This is a genomic window from Streptomyces sp. NPDC031497 (assembly GCF_055580905.1).
This window is the reverse complement of sequence record NZ_JBVIKO010000011.1, coordinates 145,977-164,194: the sequence shown is the minus strand read 5'-3', so window position 1 is coordinate 164,194 and position 18,218 is coordinate 145,977. Positions and strand designations below refer to the sequence as shown.

15 protein-coding genes and 2 pseudogenes are annotated in these 18,218 nt (G+C 70.6%); 10 read left to right on the top strand and 7 right to left on the bottom strand.

The window, feature by feature from the left end; all coding sequences use genetic code 11:
- Positions 1–387 precede the first annotated feature (387 nt).
- Genes ACZ5K7_RS23935 through ACZ5K7_RS23920 form a run of 4 tightly spaced genes read left to right on the top strand, consistent with a single transcriptional unit; the run spans position 388 to position 6,820 of the window.
- Positions 388–1,209, top strand: a complete 822-nt coding sequence (locus ACZ5K7_RS23935; protein ID WP_468915941.1) for a glycosyltransferase family 2 protein — start codon at positions 388–390, stop codon at positions 1,207–1,209.
- On the top strand, positions 1,206–2,219 hold the full coding sequence (locus tag ACZ5K7_RS23930) for a glycosyltransferase family 2 protein (RefSeq protein WP_351699677.1): 1,014 nt from the start codon (positions 1,206–1,208) through the stop codon (positions 2,217–2,219). The genes ACZ5K7_RS23935 and ACZ5K7_RS23930 overlap by 4 nt, the downstream gene beginning before the upstream one ends.
- Positions 2,212–3,012, top strand: a complete 801-nt coding sequence (locus tag ACZ5K7_RS23925) for a polysaccharide deacetylase family protein (protein WP_468915937.1) — start codon at positions 2,212–2,214, stop codon at positions 3,010–3,012. The genes ACZ5K7_RS23930 and ACZ5K7_RS23925 overlap by 8 nt, the downstream gene beginning before the upstream one ends.
- On the top strand, positions 3,005–6,820 hold the full coding sequence (locus tag ACZ5K7_RS23920) for a lipopolysaccharide biosynthesis protein (protein WP_468915934.1): 3,816 nt from the start codon (positions 3,005–3,007) through the stop codon (positions 6,818–6,820). The genes ACZ5K7_RS23925 and ACZ5K7_RS23920 overlap by 8 nt, the downstream gene beginning before the upstream one ends.
- Before the next feature lie 78 nt (positions 6,821–6,898).
- Here the strand turns inward: ACZ5K7_RS23920 and ACZ5K7_RS23915 are convergent, their stop codons facing one another.
- Complete coding sequence (locus ACZ5K7_RS23915) at positions 6,899–8,323, bottom strand: GH39 family glycosyl hydrolase (protein ID WP_468915931.1); 1,425 nt, start codon at positions 8,321–8,323, stop codon at positions 6,899–6,901.
- 175 nt (positions 8,324–8,498) lie between these two features.
- Here ACZ5K7_RS23915 and ACZ5K7_RS23910 point away from each other — a divergent pair, with 175 nt between their 5' ends.
- Together ACZ5K7_RS23910 and ACZ5K7_RS23905 are read left to right on the top strand one after the other, a co-directional pair.
- Positions 8,499–9,593: a DUF5925 domain-containing protein gene (locus tag ACZ5K7_RS23910; RefSeq protein ID WP_351699668.1), complete on the top strand. Its 1,095-nt coding sequence runs from the start codon at positions 8,499–8,501 to the stop codon at positions 9,591–9,593.
- Positions 9,594–9,608: 15 nt separating this feature from the next.
- The gene (locus ACZ5K7_RS23905; protein WP_468915928.1) at positions 9,609–10,379 is read left to right on the top strand and encodes a DUF72 domain-containing protein; all 771 of its coding nucleotides are present in this window, start codon (positions 9,609–9,611) and stop codon (positions 10,377–10,379) included.
- A gap of 97 nt (positions 10,380–10,476) precedes the next feature.
- Here ACZ5K7_RS23905 and ACZ5K7_RS23900 read toward each other — a convergent pair whose 3' ends face one another.
- The gene (locus ACZ5K7_RS23900) at positions 10,477–10,845 is read right to left on the bottom strand and encodes a GntR family transcriptional regulator (RefSeq protein ID WP_351699662.1); all 369 of its coding nucleotides are present in this window, start codon (positions 10,843–10,845) and stop codon (positions 10,477–10,479) included.
- A gap of 70 nt (positions 10,846–10,915) precedes the next feature.
- Between ACZ5K7_RS23900 and ACZ5K7_RS23895 the strand changes: the two genes are divergently transcribed.
- Together ACZ5K7_RS23895 and ACZ5K7_RS23890 are read left to right on the top strand one after the other, a co-directional pair.
- Positions 10,916–11,845 (top strand): GNAT family N-acetyltransferase, encoded by a 930-nt coding sequence (locus ACZ5K7_RS23895; protein WP_468915924.1) that lies wholly within the window; start codon positions 10,916–10,918, stop codon positions 11,843–11,845.
- Entirely contained in the window at positions 11,826–12,326 is a 501-nt protein-coding gene (locus ACZ5K7_RS23890; RefSeq protein WP_450972275.1) for a ribonuclease FAU-1 family protein, read from the top strand. The genes ACZ5K7_RS23895 and ACZ5K7_RS23890 overlap by 20 nt, the downstream gene beginning before the upstream one ends.
- A gap of 30 nt (positions 12,327–12,356) precedes the next feature.
- On the opposite strand, the gene ACZ5K7_RS23885 is transcribed toward ACZ5K7_RS23890, so the two are convergent.
- On the bottom strand, positions 12,357–12,971 hold the full coding sequence (locus tag ACZ5K7_RS23885) for a class I SAM-dependent methyltransferase (protein WP_468915921.1): 615 nt from the start codon (positions 12,969–12,971) through the stop codon (positions 12,357–12,359).
- A 140-nt stretch (positions 12,972–13,111) separates the two neighbouring features.
- On the opposite strand from ACZ5K7_RS23885, the gene ACZ5K7_RS23880 reads away from it, so the two are divergent.
- Positions 13,112–13,246 carry a hypothetical protein gene (locus ACZ5K7_RS23880; RefSeq protein WP_351699652.1) on the top strand — a complete coding sequence of 45 codons (135 nt, stop codon included), beginning with the start codon at positions 13,112–13,114 and terminating at the stop codon, positions 13,244–13,246.
- A 25-nt stretch (positions 13,247–13,271) separates the two neighbouring features.
- Here ACZ5K7_RS23880 and ACZ5K7_RS23875 read toward each other — a convergent pair.
- From ACZ5K7_RS23875 to ACZ5K7_RS23860, 4 genes and pseudogenes are all read right to left on the bottom strand, one after another.
- Positions 13,272–13,612, bottom strand: a pseudogene (locus ACZ5K7_RS23875) (GNAT family N-acetyltransferase).
- A gap of 289 nt (positions 13,613–13,901) precedes the next feature.
- Positions 13,902–14,762 (bottom strand): esterase/lipase family protein, encoded by an 861-nt coding sequence (locus ACZ5K7_RS23870; RefSeq protein WP_468915918.1) that lies wholly within the window; start codon positions 14,760–14,762, stop codon positions 13,902–13,904.
- Between the two features lie 440 nt (positions 14,763–15,202).
- Positions 15,203–15,439 carry a hypothetical protein gene (locus ACZ5K7_RS23865; RefSeq protein ID WP_468915915.1) on the bottom strand — a complete coding sequence of 79 codons (237 nt, stop codon included), beginning with the start codon at positions 15,437–15,439 and terminating at the stop codon, positions 15,203–15,205.
- Positions 15,440–15,442: 3 nt separating this feature from the next.
- Complete coding sequence (locus ACZ5K7_RS23860; RefSeq protein WP_468915913.1) at positions 15,443–15,859, bottom strand: hypothetical protein; 417 nt, start codon at positions 15,857–15,859, stop codon at positions 15,443–15,445.
- Positions 15,860–16,209: 350 nt separating this feature from the next.
- Here ACZ5K7_RS23860 and ACZ5K7_RS23855 point away from each other — a divergent pair.
- Positions 16,210–18,126, top strand: a pseudogene (locus tag ACZ5K7_RS23855) (PHP domain-containing protein); the annotation flags it as partial.
- Positions 18,127–18,218: the final 92 nt, after the last annotated feature.

Genomic DNA, 18,218 nt, shown 5'->3' with positions numbered 1-18,218 from the left:
ACCAACAAAAACGTGAGGCTCACTTCCAGGCCTTGCCATACTGGTCCAATCATCAATACCGTCGTACATCTCACCCGCATCGGATCGTCAGCAAGCGGCTCTAGGGGAGGGCTCAAGGACCGCGATGTTCCGGGGCGGGGCGCGGTAGGGGGGTGCCGTGCTCGGTGACCGCAATGACCACCGTCGTTTCGAGTGTGACCACTGTTGTTTCCGAGCCGTGCCGCGCGACCGGCTGCCGTTTTCCGGCAGACCGGCCAGCTTTGCCAGCTCACCTGCGGATACGGAGATCCGTTTTCCGTGCCACGGGTGAGAACCCCCCTTTCGAACCGGACACAGAAGCGGGCCGCCCAGGGGCGGGCGGTCCACCGGACGAGAGGGACAAGACTCATGAGTTCTGTTCTGCGCCAGCCGGCCTCGGACCAAGATCCGTTAATGGCTGCCGAATACCGACCGATCTCCTCTCACCTGGCGATCACACCGCCGGTGAGCGTGGTGATCCCCGCCATGAATGAGGCGGAGAATCTCCCGTACGTCTTCAAGACACTTCCCGGCTGGATACACGAAGTGGTTCTTGTGGACGGCAATTCCACCGACGACACCGTGGAAGTGGCCCGCGAGTTGTGGCCCGGCGTGAAAGTCGTCGAACAGAGCGGCAAGGGCAAGGGGGATGCCCTGATCACCGGGTTCGAGGCGTGCACCGGCGACATCATCGTCATGGTGGACGCGGACGGCTCGGCCGACGGCCACGAGATCGTGTCGTACGTCTCCGCCCTGGTCTCGGGCGCCGACTTCGCCAAGGGCTCACGCTTCGCCAACGGCGGCGGCACGGACGACATGACCTTCATCCGCAAGCTCGGCAACTGGGCGCTGTGCACGATCGTCAACCGCAAGTTCGGCGCCCGCTACACCGACCTCTGCTACGGGTACAACGCCTTCTGGCGGCACTGCCTCGACAAGATCGACCTCGACTGCACCGGCTTCGAGATCGAGACTCTGATCAACGTCCGGGTGGTCAAGGCGGGCCTGAAGGTGCAGGAGATACCCAGCTACGAGTACCTCCGCATCCACGGCACCAGCAACCTGCGCGCCGTGCGGGACGGGTTCCGGGTCCTCAAGGTGATCCTCGGGGAACGCTCCAACCGGCGTGCGCTGCGCCGGCGGGTGCGGCACTCCCCGATGCTCACCACGGGCCGGGGAGAGTCGTCTTGAGCGATCCCGACATCTCCGTCGTGATCTGCGTGTACACCGAGGACCGCTGGGAGGACATCCTCGCGGCGGTCTCCTCGGTGCGCGCCCAGTCGTATCCGGCGCTGGAGACCCTGCTGGTCGTCGACCACAACCCGGCGCTCCTGGAACGGCTCACGAAGGAGTACAAGGAGGCCACTCAGGTGCGGGTGCTCGCCAACGCGGGCCCCCGCGGCCTGTCCGCGGGCCGCAACACCGGTATCGCCTGCTCCTACGGCGAGGTGATCGCCTTCCTCGACGACGACGCCGTGGCCGAACGGGACTGGCTGCGCCGCTTCGCCGAGGGGTACACCGACCCGAAGGTGATGGCGGTCGGTGGCCGGACCATGCCCGTCTGGGCGTCCGGGCGCCGACCGGACTGGTTCCCGGAGGAGTTCGACTGGGTCGTCGGCTGCACCTACCGGGGCCTGCCACCGGGCCGGGTCCGGGTCCGCAACGTCCTCGGCGGAAACGCTTCTTTCCGGCGTACGGCCTTCGACGCGGCGGGCGGCTTCGCCACCGGCATCGGACGCGACGGCGACAAGCGCCCGCTGGGCTGCGAGGAGACCGAGCTGTGCATCCGGCTCAGCCGGGCCCGCCCGGACGCCGTGCTGCTCATCGACGACCGCGCGGTGATCCACCACCGGGTACCGGAAGCCCGTGAGCACTTCGGTTACTTCCGCACCCGCGCCTACGCCGAGGGCCTCTCCAAGGCCCTGGTCGCCCGGAGTGTGGGCGCCGGCAGGGGACTCGAGTCCGAACGCCGGTACACCACACGCGTGCTGCCCGCGGGGGTCGCTCGTGGCCTGCGGGACGCACTCCTGGCCCGGCCGGGGGGCGCCGGCCGGGCCGGGGCGATCGTCACCGGGGTACTGACGGCGGCGGGCGGCTACGTGGTGGGGAGCGTGCGGGCGCGGCGGGGCGGGGCGACCTTCACCGTCGCCGCGATCGAGGGGGATCTCATGACTGAGACGGAGGGGGGACCTCATGGCTGAGGCGCCGGTGCCGATCCTCATGTACCACTCGGTCGCGACCGCGCCGAACGAGGCCACCCGCGCGCTGTCGGTGGCCCCGGAGGCGTTCGCCGAGCAGATGGCACTCATCGGCGACCTGGGCCTGACCCCCGTCAGCACGGCCGACCTGGCCGCGGGCTGGCGATCCGGCGGCCCGCTCCCCGACCGGCCCGTCCTGATCACCTTCGACGACGGCTACGAGGGCGTGCACCGGCACGCGCTGCCCGTCCTCGCCAAGCACGGTTTCGCGTCCACCCTGTTCGTCTCGACGGGCTGGATCAGGGGCGCGTACGACACCGGAGGCGGCCTGGACGCCATGCTCGACTGGGACCAGGTGCGCGAACTCGCCGACGCCGGCTGCGAGATCGGCGGCCACAGCCACACCCATCCGCAGCTCGACCAGCTGGCCGACGACCGGCTGCGCGAGGAGCTGGTGCGGTGCCGGGAGATCGTCACCGAGCAACTGGGCACCGATCCGGCCTCGTTCGCCTACCCGTACGGCTACTCCAGCCGCCGGGTCCGGCAGGCCGTACGGGACACCGGGTACGCCCAGGCGCTCGCCGTCGAGAACGGCCTCGCCCGCCGCCGCCAGGGTCCGTACGCGCTGCACCGCGTCACCGTACGCCGCAGCACGGACGCCACGGAGTTCGCACAACTGCTCGAAGGCCGTGCGATCGCCCGCACCTTCGCCAAGGACCGTGCCCTCACCAAGGGGTACGCCGTTCTCCGCAGAGCCCGCCAGGTCCGCCGGAAGGCCATCCGTTCCCGTGTCTGACACGACGACCACCACAACCGAGGCCACGACCCACGACACCGCGGCGCCCGAGCAGTCGGGGCGCCGCCTTCGGCTGCCCGGCAGAGGCAGCTCGTCCGGCGGCAGCCCGCTCTTCCGGAACGCCTACGCGCTCATGCTCAACACCGGCATCTCCGCCGTGCTGGGCCTGGGCTTCTGGCTGGCGGCGGCCCGCTACTACTCCGAGTCGGCGGTCGGCCAGGGCTCCGCCGCGATCGCGGCCATGAAGTTCCTCGCCGGGCTGACCGCGGTCACCCTGACCGGCGCGCTGGCCCGCTTCATCCCGGTGGCCGGACGCCGTACCGGACAGCTCATCTTCCGTACCTACGTGGGCAGTTCGCTGATCGTGGCGATGGCGGCCGGCGTCTTCCTGATGACGCTCGGGGTGTGGGGGCCGTCGTACCGCTTCCTGCACGGGCCGGTCAACGGGCTCGGGTTCGTCGTGGCGGTGATCGCCTGGAACGTGCTCACGCTCCAGGACGGCGTGCTGACCGGACTGCGCAACGCGCCCTGGGTACCGGTGGGCAACACCCTGTTCTCGGCGGTCAAGCTGGGTCTGCTCGTCGCCTTCTCGGTGGCGATCCCACTGACCGGTGTCTTCGTCTCCTGGGTCGCCGCCATCGCCACCTCGGTGGTGCCGCTCGGCTGGCTGGTGTTCCGGCGCCTGGTGCCCCGGCACATCAAGGCGACCGAGGAGCACGCCAAGCCGCCCACACTGAAGGAGATCGGCAGGTTCCTGGCCGGCGACTACACCGGCTCGCTGTTCTCCCTCGCCGTGGTCTACCTGATCCCGGTGATCATCGCCTCCCAGGTCAGCTCCGAGGACAACGCGTACTTCTACATCACCACCACCATCGGCGGCACCACCAACCTGCTCGCCATCAACATGGGCGCCTCGCTGACCGTCGAGGGCTCGCACGACCCGGCCCGGCTGGCCGCCAACACCCGGGCCGCGCTGAAGCGGATGGCCCGGATCATGATCCCCATCTGCTCGCTGCTGTTCTTCGGGGCGCCCTGGATCCTCGGGGTGTTCGGCGCCGGCTACGCGGACGCGGCGACCCCGCTGCTGCGCTGGTTCGCGGTCGGCGCGCTGCTCAGGGTCGTGATGGAGACGTACTTCGCGGTGCTGCGCGCGCAGAGCCGCACGTCCGGACTGGCCTGGCTGCAGGGCCTGCTGTGTGTGCTGGTGCTCGGGCTGACCCTGCTGCTCCTGCCCCGGATGGGGCTGACCGGCGCGGGCGTGGCCGAGATCTCCAGCCTCGCGGTGATCGTGACGATCGCGGCGCCCAAGCTGTGGCGGACCCTCCGGGCGGCCCCGGCCGACGTCCCGGAGGACGCGGCACCGGACGGGGACCTCGCCGACCTGGGGGCTCGCGAGGTCCCGCCCGCCACCGCGGCACCGCGCAGGCGGGGTCCGGCCTGGGCGCTGGACTCCGACACCCTCGCCCTCGGCATCCATGTGGACTTCGACCATGTGGAGCGGCGGCCGGACGTCCGCCCGGGGCCGGGAACCCCGCCCACGGGCACGCCCGTCGTCCTCCCGGACGACCGGCCCACCCGGGCGCTGCGGCCACCGCGGAACCTGGGGCTGCCGGTGGAGGAGAGGGAGCCGGGCGCGGAGGCCTCGCTCGGGCCGGCCGAGGCCTCGCTGCTGAAGGAGGCGGAGGTCGACGCGCCGTTCGGGGAGGCGGTCGTACCACAAGAACCGGCAGAGGAACGGGAAGAGGTGCCGGCCGAACCTCCGGCGGAGCCCGCGCCGTCGCTGCGGGAACGGCTGGTCCCGACCCGCCAGGGAGTCGTCCTCGGCTGTCTTCTGATCGCCGCCCTCCTGCTCTACTGGGTGCCGGCCGCCCGGCTCGACGACGCCGACCTGGACCGGATGGGCGGGCTCGGGCTGATCTCGGTGCTGCCGCTGCCGACGCTGGTCGGGGCGGCGCTGCTGGTCACGGTGTTCGCCGCGCTGCTCTGGCTGCGCCGGGAGCACAAGGCGCTCCTCCTGGTCACCCTGGTGGCGACGGTCGTGTCGCTGCACGCGCTGCCCGCCGTGATCGAGACGGAACCCCGCTTCCCGACGGCCTGGCAGCACCTCGGGTTCATCGACTACATCGACCGCACCGGGTCGGCCGTACCGGACCTGGACGCCCGCTGGAGCTGGCCGGGCTTCTTCGCGGCGGCCGCGTTCATCGGCCGGGCGTGCGGGGTCACGGACTTCACCGAGGTCATCCGCTGGTGGCCGACGTTCGTGCAACTCGCCTATCTGGCCCCGATGTTCCTGCTCGTACGGTCGCTGCGGGCGAGCTGGCGGGCGAAGTGGACCGGCATCTGGATCTTCGTGCTGTGCGGCTGGGTCGGCCAGGACTACTTCTCCCCGCAGGGTTTCACGTACCTCCTCTATCTGATGTTCGTGGCGATCCTGCTCGTCTGGTTCCGCGCCCCGCATGTCGTCTGGACGAGGTTCCGTCCGGGCGAGGCGGAGGTCGAGCCGACCGACCGACGCCAGCAGGCCGTGCTGCTGATGGTGCTGATCGGCCTGTACGCGGCGACCGTCCCGGCGCACCAGCTGACCCCGTTCGTGATGCTGGGCGTGCTGGCGGCCCTGGTCCTGATCGGCAGGTCCGAACTGCGCGGCCTGCCCCTCCTGTTCGGGGTGGTCGCGGCCGTCTGGCTGGGCTTCATGGCCGAGCCGTACTGGTCGGGTCACTTCAACGACCTGTTCGGCGGGGTCGGCGGGGTCGGCAGCAATGTCTCGACCTCGGTCTCCGGCCGTATCCAGGGCGGCAGTTCGACCCACAAGCTGGTCCTGTACGTCCGGGTCCTGCTGGCCGGCAGCATGATGGCCTTCGCCGTCTGGGGCTGGTGGCGCCGCCGCTTCCACAGGTACCGCGAGCGGTCCCTGCTGGTCCTGACCTTCGTCCCGTTCCTGGGCTTCGGCATGCAGTCGTACGGCGGCGAGATGGCCCTGCGGGTCTTCATGTTCGCCCTGCCGGGCGCGGCCCTGCTGACGGCTCTCGCCCTGTTCCCGCGTACCGGCGCCACGGCGAAGGAGCGCGAGAAGGACCGGGTCAGCCTGGCTCCGGTGGCCGCGCTGCTGGCGGGGCTGCTGCTCATGGGCGGCTTCCTGGTGGCCCGCTGGGGCAACGAGTCCTTCGAGCGGGTCCGGCCCGGCGAGGTCGCCGCGATGGACTATGTCTACGCCCATGACAAGCCGACCGTACGGCTGCTGTGGCTGAGCAACGACACCGTCAACGACGTGACCCCGGCGATTCCGTGGGGCGCGAAGGACATGGAGCGGGTCGACTACGTGCCGACACTGGCGCCGACCGACCCGGTGCTGGTGTCAGGGCTGGTCAAGGGGTTGAAGGACGCCGGCCCGAACTCGTATCTGATGATCAACAGGAGTCAGGTCGTCTCTCTCCAGATGGACGCCGGTTACTCGGCGACCTGGGAGAGCCGGCTCATCCAGAACCTGGACGACCGGCAGGATCTGACGAAGGTCCTGGTCAACGACGACGTGACCATGTACAGGCTGCGGACGCAGCCCGCGGGCGCGGTGGCGAATCCGGATCCGGGGCCGATCGGGCCGCGGATCACCTGGACGCCGTGGTCGGTGGTCGGCGGTCTCGCCGCGGTGGTCCTGATCCTGCTGCTGACGGCACGCGAGGTGGTCCGGGTCGCGGTCCGGCCGGGGGTACGTCAGCTGCGGTGGCTGCAGGGCAGCTTCTGGTTCTCGCTGCCCCTGCTCGCGGTGCTGCTGGCGTCGCTGGCGCAGCGGTTCCTGACGCTCAAGTAGGAGAGGTGAAGTGGCTCACCGGGCTCTCCGGGTTCACCCGGCGCATCCGGCTCACCCGGGTCACTCGGGTCATCCGGCTCACCTGGTTAGCCACTTCACCTCGTACCCCTTCAGGTCGAACCGCTTCCCGTCCACCTGAGCGCTGATCGTCCGGCCGAGGGTGTTGACGACGAGCACGGTCCTGTCGCTGGCGAGGACGCGCACGTTGGGCGCGTCGTCCTTGGCGACGGAGACGGTCTCGTACCGGGTCCCCGGCGGGAACGCCTTCCCGAACCTCGACACCAGGTCGTACATGGGGAGTTGCCGTCCCCCGCCGGCGCTGTCGGTCGTGGTCCACAGACAGCCGGCGCAGTCGCCGCCCTTCTCGTCCTCCGGGTTCCAGTAGAAGCCGGAGTCGGCGCCGCCCCTGACCATGGCGATCATGCCGGTGGCCTGGACGGCGACCCGGTGCGGTTCGGTCCAGCCGTCGCGTTCGTCGCTGCCGTCGGCGGGCTCGACGTAGTACTCGGCCCACCACAGCGGCAGGTCGTGCGTCTGCTTCCGTACCCACTCGCTCACGTACGTCAGTTTCTCGGTGGCCGCGAACTCGTCGGGCAGCAGGTCGTCGTCGTTGGTGTAGCTGGACCCGTCGACGACCACGAAGTCGGCGCCCGCCTTGTGGGTGTTCCAGTAGTCGAAGGCGTCGATCACCCGCTGGTCCATGACTCCCCAGGGGCCCTTGAGGGTGGGTGAGGCGTTCTCGGTCTGGCGCGGGTCGAAGCTGTCCATGACCAGATATGGCCCGCCGACCATGATGTCCTTGTTCACGGCCTTCAACGCCTTGTAGACGAGGTTGTAGAGCCGGGTGTAGCCCTCGTAGTCCCAGCGGGCCTCGTCGTTGTTCCAGAAGCCCTTGAACTCGTTCCAGACGAGGAAGTGCCGTACGTCGGGATAGCGCCTGGCGACGGTCGCGGCGAGGTTCGCGTAGTCCTGGTAGTGGTCGGGGGTGGGGGCGGTCTCCAGGGCGGCCTGGCTCCAGTCGGTGTTGTTCACCCCGGCCTTGCCGCCCTTCATCCAGTCCGGCGAGCAGCACAGGGTGATCACCGGGGTGCCGCCCGACCTGCGCATGAAGTCGACCCGGCGGTCCAGGGCGCCGAAGTCGTAACGGCCCCTCACCGGCTCGGGGTTGTCGGCGCCCCAGCCCATGACGGCCTGGTCCTGGGGCAGCCCGCCGCCCTCGGCCAGCAGGTTCTCGACCCGGTCGGTGGCGGCCGTACTGCCCTCGTCGGCGCTGTACTGGGTGTGGGTGAAGCCCCAGCCCACGTAGGGCTCGGTCGTGGCCGGCGGGGTGGCCGGGGTGCCGTGCACCTTGTCGCCGTCGCGGGTCGTGCCCGCGGTGCCGCCACCGCCCCCGGGCAGCGTGTTGATCAGTGTCACGATCAGGGCGAGAGCGGCCACGCCCACACCGAGCAGGGCGGTGAGCCGCCACCGCCGAGCCCCCGAATTCCACTCATGACGTCCCATCAAGGACAACAGTAATGGCGGAAATCGCCCCGGGGGCAGGTATCGGGGAGCGACAGCTGTGTAACAGGGCCAGGGGGGCACTCCGGATACTCCGGAAGCTCGGCGCACACCCGACACTCTGCGCCCACTTCGGAAAACGGGTGCGCGGCGGGCCCCGGTGTCGGATCATGGCGGCATGTCTGCCAAGCCGCACGAGTCGCTGCCGATCCGGCTCAACGTCGACGACTCCGACTCACCGTCCGACGTCGTCGACGCGCTGTTCCTCGGCCGCTTCGCGACGGGCGAGCAGCCGTACTCGCACGCGGCCAACATCGACCGGGTGCGCTCCGGGGCGACCCTGCTGCCGAAGGAGGCGCGGGTGCTGCGGGTGGCCCGCGACGACGACCGCAGCGCGACGCTGGCGGAGGGCGACGGCTGGACGCTGCTGGTCTCCCGCTGGAACCGGGGCGCGGACGTCACCGTCACCGCGACCACCGCCGAACTGGCCGCGAAGGTACTGAACGAGACGACGGACGGCGCGGCGGACGAGCCGGAGCCCCAGCCGGACAACGTGACCATGGGGTTCTGGTACGTCTCCCCCCGGCGCGGCCCGCACCGCACCACCCGGCAGATCTCCGCCGGTACCTGGGACGAGGTCCGTGCCAACTACACGGCACCGGTGGCGGACGCGATGGACCGTCTGATGAAGACGACGCCCGAGGACATCGCCGGCCGTCTCCTGCTGCTGCACGGGCCGCCGGGCACCGGCAAGACCTCCGCCCTGCGCACGCTGGCCCGTTCCTGGCGGGACTGGTGCCAGGTGGACTGCGTCCTCGACCCCGAACGCCTCTTCTCCGACGTCGGCTATCTGATGGACATCGCGATCGGCGAGGAGGACGGCGCCGGCAAGGGCCGCTGGCGGCTGCTCCTCCTCGAGGACTGCGACGAGCTGATCCGCGGCGAGGCCAAGCACACGGCGGGCCAGGCCCTGTCGCGGCTGCTGAACCTCACCGACGGGCTGCTCGGCCAGGGCCGCAACGTCCTGGTGGGCGTCACCACCAACGAGGACCTGGAGCGCCTGCACCCCGCCGTGGTCCGCCCCGGCCGCTGTCTCGCCCGTATCGAGGTGGGCGCGCTGACCCGCCCCGAGGCGGTGAACTGGCTCGGCACGGAAGAGGGCGTGGCCCGCGAGGGAGCGACCCTGGCGGAGCTGTACGCACTACGCCGGGGCACGACGCCGACGTCGGTACCGGGCGCACGGGAGGACGCGGACGCGGGGCTGTACCTGTAGTGCTTTGATGGGGGTATGCCCCTGTTCATCGGGACCTCGGGCTGGCAGTACAAGGACTGGCGGAACGTCCTGTACCCGGCCGACGTGCCCATGCGCCGATGGCTGGAGGAGTACGCGGCGCACTTCACGACCGTCGAGCTGAACAACGCGTTCTACCGCCTGCCGAGCCGCGAGAACTTCGCATCCTGGCGGGACCGGGTCCCCGCGGACTTCGTGATCGCGGTCAAGGCGAGCCGCTATCTCACGCACATCAGACGCCTGAAGGATCCCGCCGAGCCGGTCGACCGCCTGATGACCCACGCGGCGGGCCTCGGCGACCGGCTGGGCCCGGTCCTTCTCCAGCTCCCGCCGACCCTCAAGGCCGACCCGGCCCTGCTGGACGCCTGTCTGGCGTGCTTCCCGCGCGGTACGAGGGTGGCGGTGGAACCCCGCCACGACTCCTGGTGGACGCGGGAGACCCGCGAGGTCCTGGAATCCCGGAGCGCGGCCCTGTGCTGGTCGGACATCCAGGCCCACCCCATGACCCCGCTGTGGCGCACCACCGACTGGGCCTACGTCCGCTTCCACGAGGGCCGGGCCGCCCCCTGGCCCCGCTACGGCCGCCGCTCCCTGGAAACCTGGGCCGACCGCATCGCCACGGCGTATCCCAAGAAGGCCGACGTCTACACGTACTTCAACAACGACCCGGGCGGAGCGGCGGTGCGGGACGCGGCGGCGTTCGCGAGGGTCGCGGAAAGGGCGGAGTTGCCGGTGACGAGAACGCCGCAGCTGAACACGACCGGCTGACGCCAGGCTGCGTCTCTTTTCTCCGCCGCAACGGCGATCGGCCGCCACGGCGCCTCTCGGCGGTGCCGAGCCCCGCCCTGCCGAAGCCCGAAACCTCCTACTCCCCGTAAGCCGCCCGCAGGGCGTCCCGCACCGCGGCCAGCGCCGCCTTCTCCCCCAACCCCAGCCGGCGCACCCGCTCCGCGTACGCCTGTGCGGCCGACGACGCCTCGCGCTCGGCGGCCGACCCGGCGGCAGCGACGAACGTTCCGTTGCGCCCCCGCGTCTCGATCACCCCGTCCGTCTCCAGCGCCCGGTACGCCTTGGCCACCGTGTTCACCGCCAGCCCCAGCGACTCGGCCAGCCCCCGTACCGTCGGCAGCCGGTACCCCACCGGCAGCACCCCGCTCCGCGCCTGCCCGGAAATCTGCGCCCTTACCTGCTCGTACGGCGGCGCGCTGTCATCGATGTGGATCTTCAGAGTCACGGCCCGATTCTCCCGTATCCGCCGGAAAATGAGAGGCATCCCGCACTCGCCCCCGCATAGCGTGCGCCCCATGACAGTGACCGTGCGCGATCTGCGCCCCGACGCCCGGTCGGATGCCGAAGGCTTCGCCCGAGTCCGGCAGCTGGCCCTCCCCTACATGCTGTTCACCCCGGAGTCCCTGGTCCACGACCTGACGCACACCCACCCCGACGCCCGCTTCCGCCAGCTGATCGCGGAGGAGGACGGTGAGATCATCGGCACGGCCCAGGTCGGCCTCGCCCACGAGAGCGCCGAGCCGGGCCAGGGCGTCGCCAACGTGTACGTGCATCCGGAGCGCACCGGCCGGGGCGCCGGCACCCTCCTCGTCCGTACGGCGGAGGCACACCTGTCGGACGCCGGCGCGACCACGTCGTACGCCTGGGTGCTGGACGCCCCGCCCCACCGGGCCTTCGCCGAGCACCGCGGTTACAGGGCGAGCCGCTCCGCCCACTTCCTGCGCCTCGACCTCGCACACGGCGCACTCCCCCCGCTCCGGACCCCACCCCCCGGCGTCGAGCTCCGTACGGCCGCCGACTTCGCCGACGACCCGCGTCCGCTCTTCGCCCTCGACGCGGAGACGATGCGGGACGAACCCAGCGACATCGACACCGAGTTCGCCGACTACGAGGCCTGGCTGGACGGGACCTGGCGGCATCCGCTGTTCAGCCACCAGCTGACCTCGGTCGTCCTGGTGGACGGCCGGCCGGCGGCGTTCAGCGCGGCGCGCACCGACGGCGGCACCCGCTATGGCACCGTCATGACCGGCACGGCCCGTGCCTTCCGTGGCCGGGGCCTGGCCAAGCTCGCCAAGAACGACTCCCTGCACCGCGCCCGCGCCGCCGGCTGCACGGAGGCGTTCACGGGCAACGACAGCGGCAACGGCCCGATGCTGGCGATCAACAAGTGGTTCGGGTACGACATCTGCGCGACGGAGGTCAGATATGTCCGCGAACTCGGCTGAGCCGACGGCCACGGTGGACGTCGTCCTGGTCAAGGCGGGCCGCACGAAGATCCGTTACCCCGCCGAGCTGCTGCACGACGACGGCACCCGGATCGCCGTACGCGCGCCGTGGGCCGGTGACGTGGCCCGTGACTTCGGCTTCGTCCGCTTCGAACAGGGCGATGTCTTCACCGAGTTCTACTGGCGCGACCGCTGGTACGCGGTCAAGGAGGTCCGCGCCGCCGACGGCACGCTGAAGGGCTGGTACTGCGACATCACCCGTCCGGCGACGCTCACCGGCGGCGAGCTGGTCGTCGAGGACCTCGACCTGGACCTGTGGCGGTCCGCCGACGGCACGGACGTCCGCCGGCTGGACGAGGACGAGTTCGCCGAGAGCGGGCTGGCGGCACGGGACCCGGCGGCCGCCGCGGCCGCCGTCGCCGCGCTCGACACGCTGGAGACGCTGGCCCGCGAGCCGGACTTCACCGCCCTGCTGTCCTGAGGCGCCCCTCACATGTCCTGAGGCATCCCCTCACACCGTCGCCACCACCGCGTACCGCTCGTCGTCCACCTCCTTGCCCCACAGCACCGCCCGCGCCGACAGCCGCTCCACCCGCACGTCCGCGGCGAGCGGCGCCAGGAGGCCGGTGAGCCGGTCGGCGGATATACCGACCGGGGTCACGGTCCCCCACACCCCCTCCACCAGCACGAACCGCCCTCCGGGGCGCAGGAGGCCGCGCCAGTGCCGCAGCACGCGTGCGGGGTCGGGCAGCGCCCACAGCACATGCCGTACGAGCACGGCGTCGAAAAGCCGCTCGCCCACCGGTGGTGCCGCCGCGTCACCGAGGAGGAACACCGCGTCACGGCCGGCGAGCTTGGCGCGGGCCCGCTCCACCATCGCCGGGGAGCTGTCGACCCCGGTGACGTGATGGCCCTGCTCGGCGGCGAGGAGGGCCAGGCTGCCGGTACCGCAGCCGAGGTCCAGGAGGTCGGCGGGGCGTCCGGGCAGCCACGTCCGGAGCCGCTCCGCCCAGGCCGCGCGTACCTCGGGCGAGCGCAGCCCATGATCCGGCTCGGCGTCGAAGGTGGCGGCCTGCGCATCCCAGTCGACACTCGCCGCAACTGTCCGGTCACTCTCGTTCGTCATGCCCCCAGCGTGACACCCACCACTGACACTCGGTCCGTGTGACAGCGACCACTGACAGACCCGCACCGATGAGGAACTCTCGCCCAAAGGGTCTACCTCCGTGACACCACGGATCTCGGTAGGCACTGAAGGAGGCAGCCATGCGCCGCACAACCGTGCAGAAGCCCCTGAAGAAGACGGACAGCCGCCGGATCCGCAAGGAGGCCGACGAGCGCCCCGCCGGACGCCCTGAGGTGCGCAAGGACATCGCACGCACCTGGTGGCCGGACGGCTGACCACGCCGGCTCCCCCGCGCGTTCTTCAGCCCGGCCGCCTGCGGTAGTGGACGCGGTCGTACGGCGCGTCCACGCACCGCCCGACGACCTCGTAGCCGCACTTCGGGCAGAACTCCTGGTTCTCCCGCATCAGCGCGTTCGTGCAGAGTCTGACCTCGGGCAGGCCGAGGGCACGTGCGCATGCGTCCACGAACTCCAGCAGCCGCCGTCCCCCCTGCCCGCGGCCCCATTCGCCATGTGGTCCGCCTCCATGGGCTGCGGCACCACCGCTACGCGCGCGATGTAGTGGTGGTACGCCATGTCCGTCACGGCCTTCACAGCCGTTGCGTCGGCGGACCGGGCGGGCCGGATCCCGTCGTTCGCCATGGCGGGAACGCCGGCTTCCTCAGCTCAGCCTGAGCACTCCCTTAAGGCGACCATAAGGATCTCCTCCGCCCCCTCCCAGCAGGCGATTTCACGGTTTCTTGGGGCTAGCTTTCTGATCGCCCCCACGGGATCCGGCCGGGCGGTACCGAGCCCTCCCCGAGGACCGTTCCGAGGAGTTTCCGCATGTTCGCAGCACGCCGTGAGGCCGGGGCTGGTCCCGCATGACTCCGGGGCCTGACCGGCGGCTCAGGCCGGACAGGCCCCGGCGGCGTTCAGTTGGGCGGGCCGCTCAGCTGAACGCCGACGCACAGCTGGTGGCGGTGGCGTGTGCCGGGTCGAGCGCGTTGGCCACCTCGTGGAAGGCGATCCGGTCGAAGAGCCCGATCGCCACGTGCTCGGAGAGGTCGAGCGAGCAGAGGTCCTGGAGCAGCACGTTGTGGACGTCGGAGCCGCTCAGGTACTGGCTCTGCCAGGGGGTGGCCACCTCGTCGTACTTGGTGGCGATGACCGTGTAGTGCACGCCGGGGACGGTGTCGCCGCCCGCGTTGAGCTTGGTGAGGAAGGCGGAGCCGGGGATCTGGTCGGCGAGTCCGGCGGTGGTGGCCTTGATCAGGTCCGCGGCACCGGGGAAGTACGGCAGCAGGTTGGTGAGGCCGCTGAGGGTGGCGCCGTGGTTGTCGGGGGCGAGGCCGACGAGGGCGTTCACCTTGGCGGCGCCGCCGAGGAACCTGAGGTAGTAGCGGGGCATCATGCCGCCCTGGGAGTGGCCGACGAGGTCGGCCTTGGCGGCGCCGGTCGCGCTCAGCACCTTGTCGACGTAGGCGGAGAGTTGCTCTGCCGACTTGTCGATGGGGCCGAGGCCGTAGAAGAGCGGGACGCCGGACAGCTGGCCGTAGTCGAGGGAGAAGACGCAGTATCCGCGGTCCTCCAGGTACGGGGCGAGGGAGAGCCAGTTGTCGACGGAGTTGCCCAGTGTGCCGTGGACCAGGATCACGGGGCGGGGGTGGGCGGCGGAGGGGCGGCAGGAGTAGTCGTTCCAGCCGGTGCTGGGGGCGCTCGACGCGTGGGCGGTGGCGGCGGGGACGGTGGCGACGGCGGCGGCGAAGAGAAGTGCGGTCAGGGGTCTGAGCACTCGTTTCCAGGGCAGCATCGTGTGATCTCCTTGCGGCTCAAGGGAGTTGCGACGGCCTTACGCCCTGTGATCCGGATCACGAGGATGCTGTTCACTCATCAAGTTACGGACGAGTAGTGCAACCGTGAAGTTACGCGTCGGTAAAACTTCCGGGTAACCGGTCGCGCGCCACCTGCCTGACGGGGTGTCACCAGCTGGGCCTGAGGGGACCATAGGGCGCAATACGCGCCAGATCACTCCACAACACGCACGCCTGGTCCCAGATGGCGGCGAAACGGAAGATCACTTTTCCGCAGTCGGAGAGGTGTCATCCCGAGCAAGGCGAGCACAGACGGCCGAGCAGGCCCGCAAGGCGCCTTTCGAGGCGCGGTCCCGGCAGGGGTTGAGAGCCCGGCCGAAATGCCGCTGGTTCCGGTACGGCGGGTGCCGTACCGGAACCAGCGGGACGAGCGGCGACGTCAGGTGGTGACCTCCTCGCCGTTCGCGTTCCAGGCCCGGGTGAACCCTGGTACGTCCGAGGACGCGAACACGGTCACCATGCCCGGCACGTACTCGACATGGCCACCGACCTGGTCATCGGGCGCGGGCGGGAACGCCACGTCGAGGTGGTCTCCCGAGGACAGTTCGTACTCCATGCCCGAAGGCTCGAACTGTACGGTGAGCGGCCCCTCGTAGGCACTGATTCGGATACGCATCGGCTACCAGTTCTCCAGGATGTACCGCATCAGGTCGGCGCGCGGTCCGGCGCTGGGGTTCTGCGGGGTCACGGTGCGGACCTTGTCGTAGTAGTTGTACACGGTCTGGATCTCGTCCTCGGTCCAGCCGGCCGCCTTGAGCTTGGCGATGTGCTCAGACGTCATCAGGGCATAGTTCTCGGTCTTGTTCGCCCACAGGACGCCCTTGCCGAGGCCTCCGACCGTGGTGCCTCGCGCCTTGGCGATGGCGTCCACCGCCTCGAACTCCGTACGGACCGCCGCCGCGGTCTTCGCCGTGCGCTCCACGCCGGCCGCCGCGTCGGCGGCCATGCCCGCGTTGCGGGCGGCGGAGACCGCCTCGTCGAGGCCGGAGCCGATGACCGCCGCCGCCCGGATGGACCGGACGAACTTCGCGGCCACGCCGATCACACGCCGCCACGCACGTACCCCTTGCAGATCTGGAGATCTCGCCGGAGCAGACCTCACACAGGGTGACATGGACTGCGAACCGCCACCTGCCCACCCCGCCCTGAGCCACTGAAGCACTGCGGCGCAAGGCAGCCGCAGGGTGATTTCACCCAACTGCCCCGCCAGGCCGGAGAGCTGACAGGACGGCGCCCGCTCGGGACGCCACCCCTCCCTCAAGAATCGCTGATGTGTTCGAATCGAGTGTCGCCTACCTGGGCTGATGAGGTTAGAGTAATCGAACGAGCGTACGATGAACATATCGGGCGTACGACTAAAAAGGGGCGGAGTGATGGAGGTGCGGCATGACGGGCTTCGCCCATCTGCACGTCGCGTCCGGTTACTCCGCCCGCTACGGCGCCTCCCATCCCGAACAGCTCGTCCGGCGGGCGGCGGACCGGGGCATGTCCGCGCTCGCGCTCACCGACCGGGACACCGTCACCGGAGCTGTTCGATTCGCACAGGCCTGTGCGAAGGAGGGGGTCAGGCCGGTCTTCGGCATCGATCTGGCCGTGGAGGCCCTCGCGCCCCCGCCGCCCGGCCGGCGCCGCCGCACCCCGGCGCGCGGCGGCGCGCACGTGATCGAGCCGCCGTTGCGGTTCGTGCTGCTCGCGCAGAACCGGGCGGGCTGGGCCCGGCTGTGCCGGATCACGTCGGCCGCCCATGTCGGCGCCGTGTCCGGTACGCCGCCGGTGGTGCCGTGGGAGGCGCTGCGCGAGTACGGCGGCCCCGGCCTGACCGTGCTGCTCGGACCGCTCTCGGAACCGGTGCGGGCACTGTCGGTGGGCCGCGAGGACGTGGCCATGAAGCTGCTGGCGCCCTGGCAGGACCTCTTCGGGAAGGGTGTTCGATTGGAAGCCGTCGCGCAGAAACGTTCCGGCACCGGTCCGGGATCCCTGCGCCTGGCCGCCCGCACCCTCGCCCTGGCCGACCGCACCGGCACCACCGCCGTGCTCTCCAACGCCGTCCGCTACGCCGACCCCGACCAGCACCGCCTCGCCGACGTCCTGGACGCCGCCCGGCTGCTGCGCCCGATCGACCGGCGCCGGCTGGACAGCGGAGAGCGCTGGCTCAAGGACGAGCGAGGAATGGAGACCGTCGCCCGCATGATCGTCGAATGCGCCGGAGGAGACATCAGTCGGGCTCGCAGGCTGATGGCGGACACCGCCGCCACCGCGGACACGTGCACCGTCGACCCGGTGGCGGACCTCGGTCTCGGCACCCCGCACCTCCCCGAACCGGCGCTCTTCGGTGCCGAGCCCGGAGCCGGCGGCGCGGCCCGGCTGCTCCGCCTGCGCAGCGAGGCCGGCCTGGCCCGGCGCGGCCTCGACCGCGACCAGGAGGCGCTCGCCCGGCTGGACGAGGAGCTCGCCGTCATCTCCCACTGGAACTACGACGCGTACTTCCTCGCCGTCGGCCAGGTCGTCGCCGACATCCGGGCCAAGGGCATCCGGGTCGCCGCCCGCGGCTCCGGCGCAGGTTCCCTGGTCTGCCACGCCCTGGACATCGCCACCGCCAACCCGCTCGACCACCGCCTGCTGTTCGAACGCTTTCTGAGCAGGCGCCGGGCGTCCCTGCCCGACATCGACATCGACGTGGAATCCGCCCGCCGGCTGGAGTGCTACGACACGATCTTCGAACGGTTCGGCAAGGAGCGGGTCGCGGTCACCGCGATGCCCGAGACCTACCGCGCGCGCAGGGCGCTCAGGGACACCGGCCTCGCGCTCGGCATCGCCCCGGCCGAGATCGACCGGATCGCCAAGAGCTTCCCGCACCTGCGCGCCGCCGACATCACCGGCGCCCTCGCCGAACTGCCCGAGCTACGACAGCTGGCCACCGAGGCACACCGTTACGGCCCCCTGTGGGAGCTCGCCGAGGGCCTCGACTCCCTGGTCCACGGCATGGCCATGCATCCCTGCGGCGTGGTCATCAGCGACGCCACCCTCCTGGACCGGCTGCCGGTGCAGCCCACCCCGCAGGGCGACTACCCCATGGCCATGGCCGCGAAGGAGGAGATCGAGGCGCTGGGCAACATCAAACTCGACGTCCTGGGCGTGCGGATGCAGTCCGCGATGGCCCACGCCGTCACCGAGATCGAACGCACCACCGGCAGCAGAATTGATCTGGACGACCCCGAACAGGTACCGCTCGACGACGTCTTCGCGTTCAAGCTCATCCAGGCCAGCCAGACCCTGGGCCTGTTCCAGCTGGAGTCCCCCGGCCTTCTCTACTGTCTGAGCCACTGTCGGTTTTTGGCTCGGAGGAAGCATGGAGGAGCCCGCAGGCTCATGGGCTGTCGAGTTCTACGATCTCA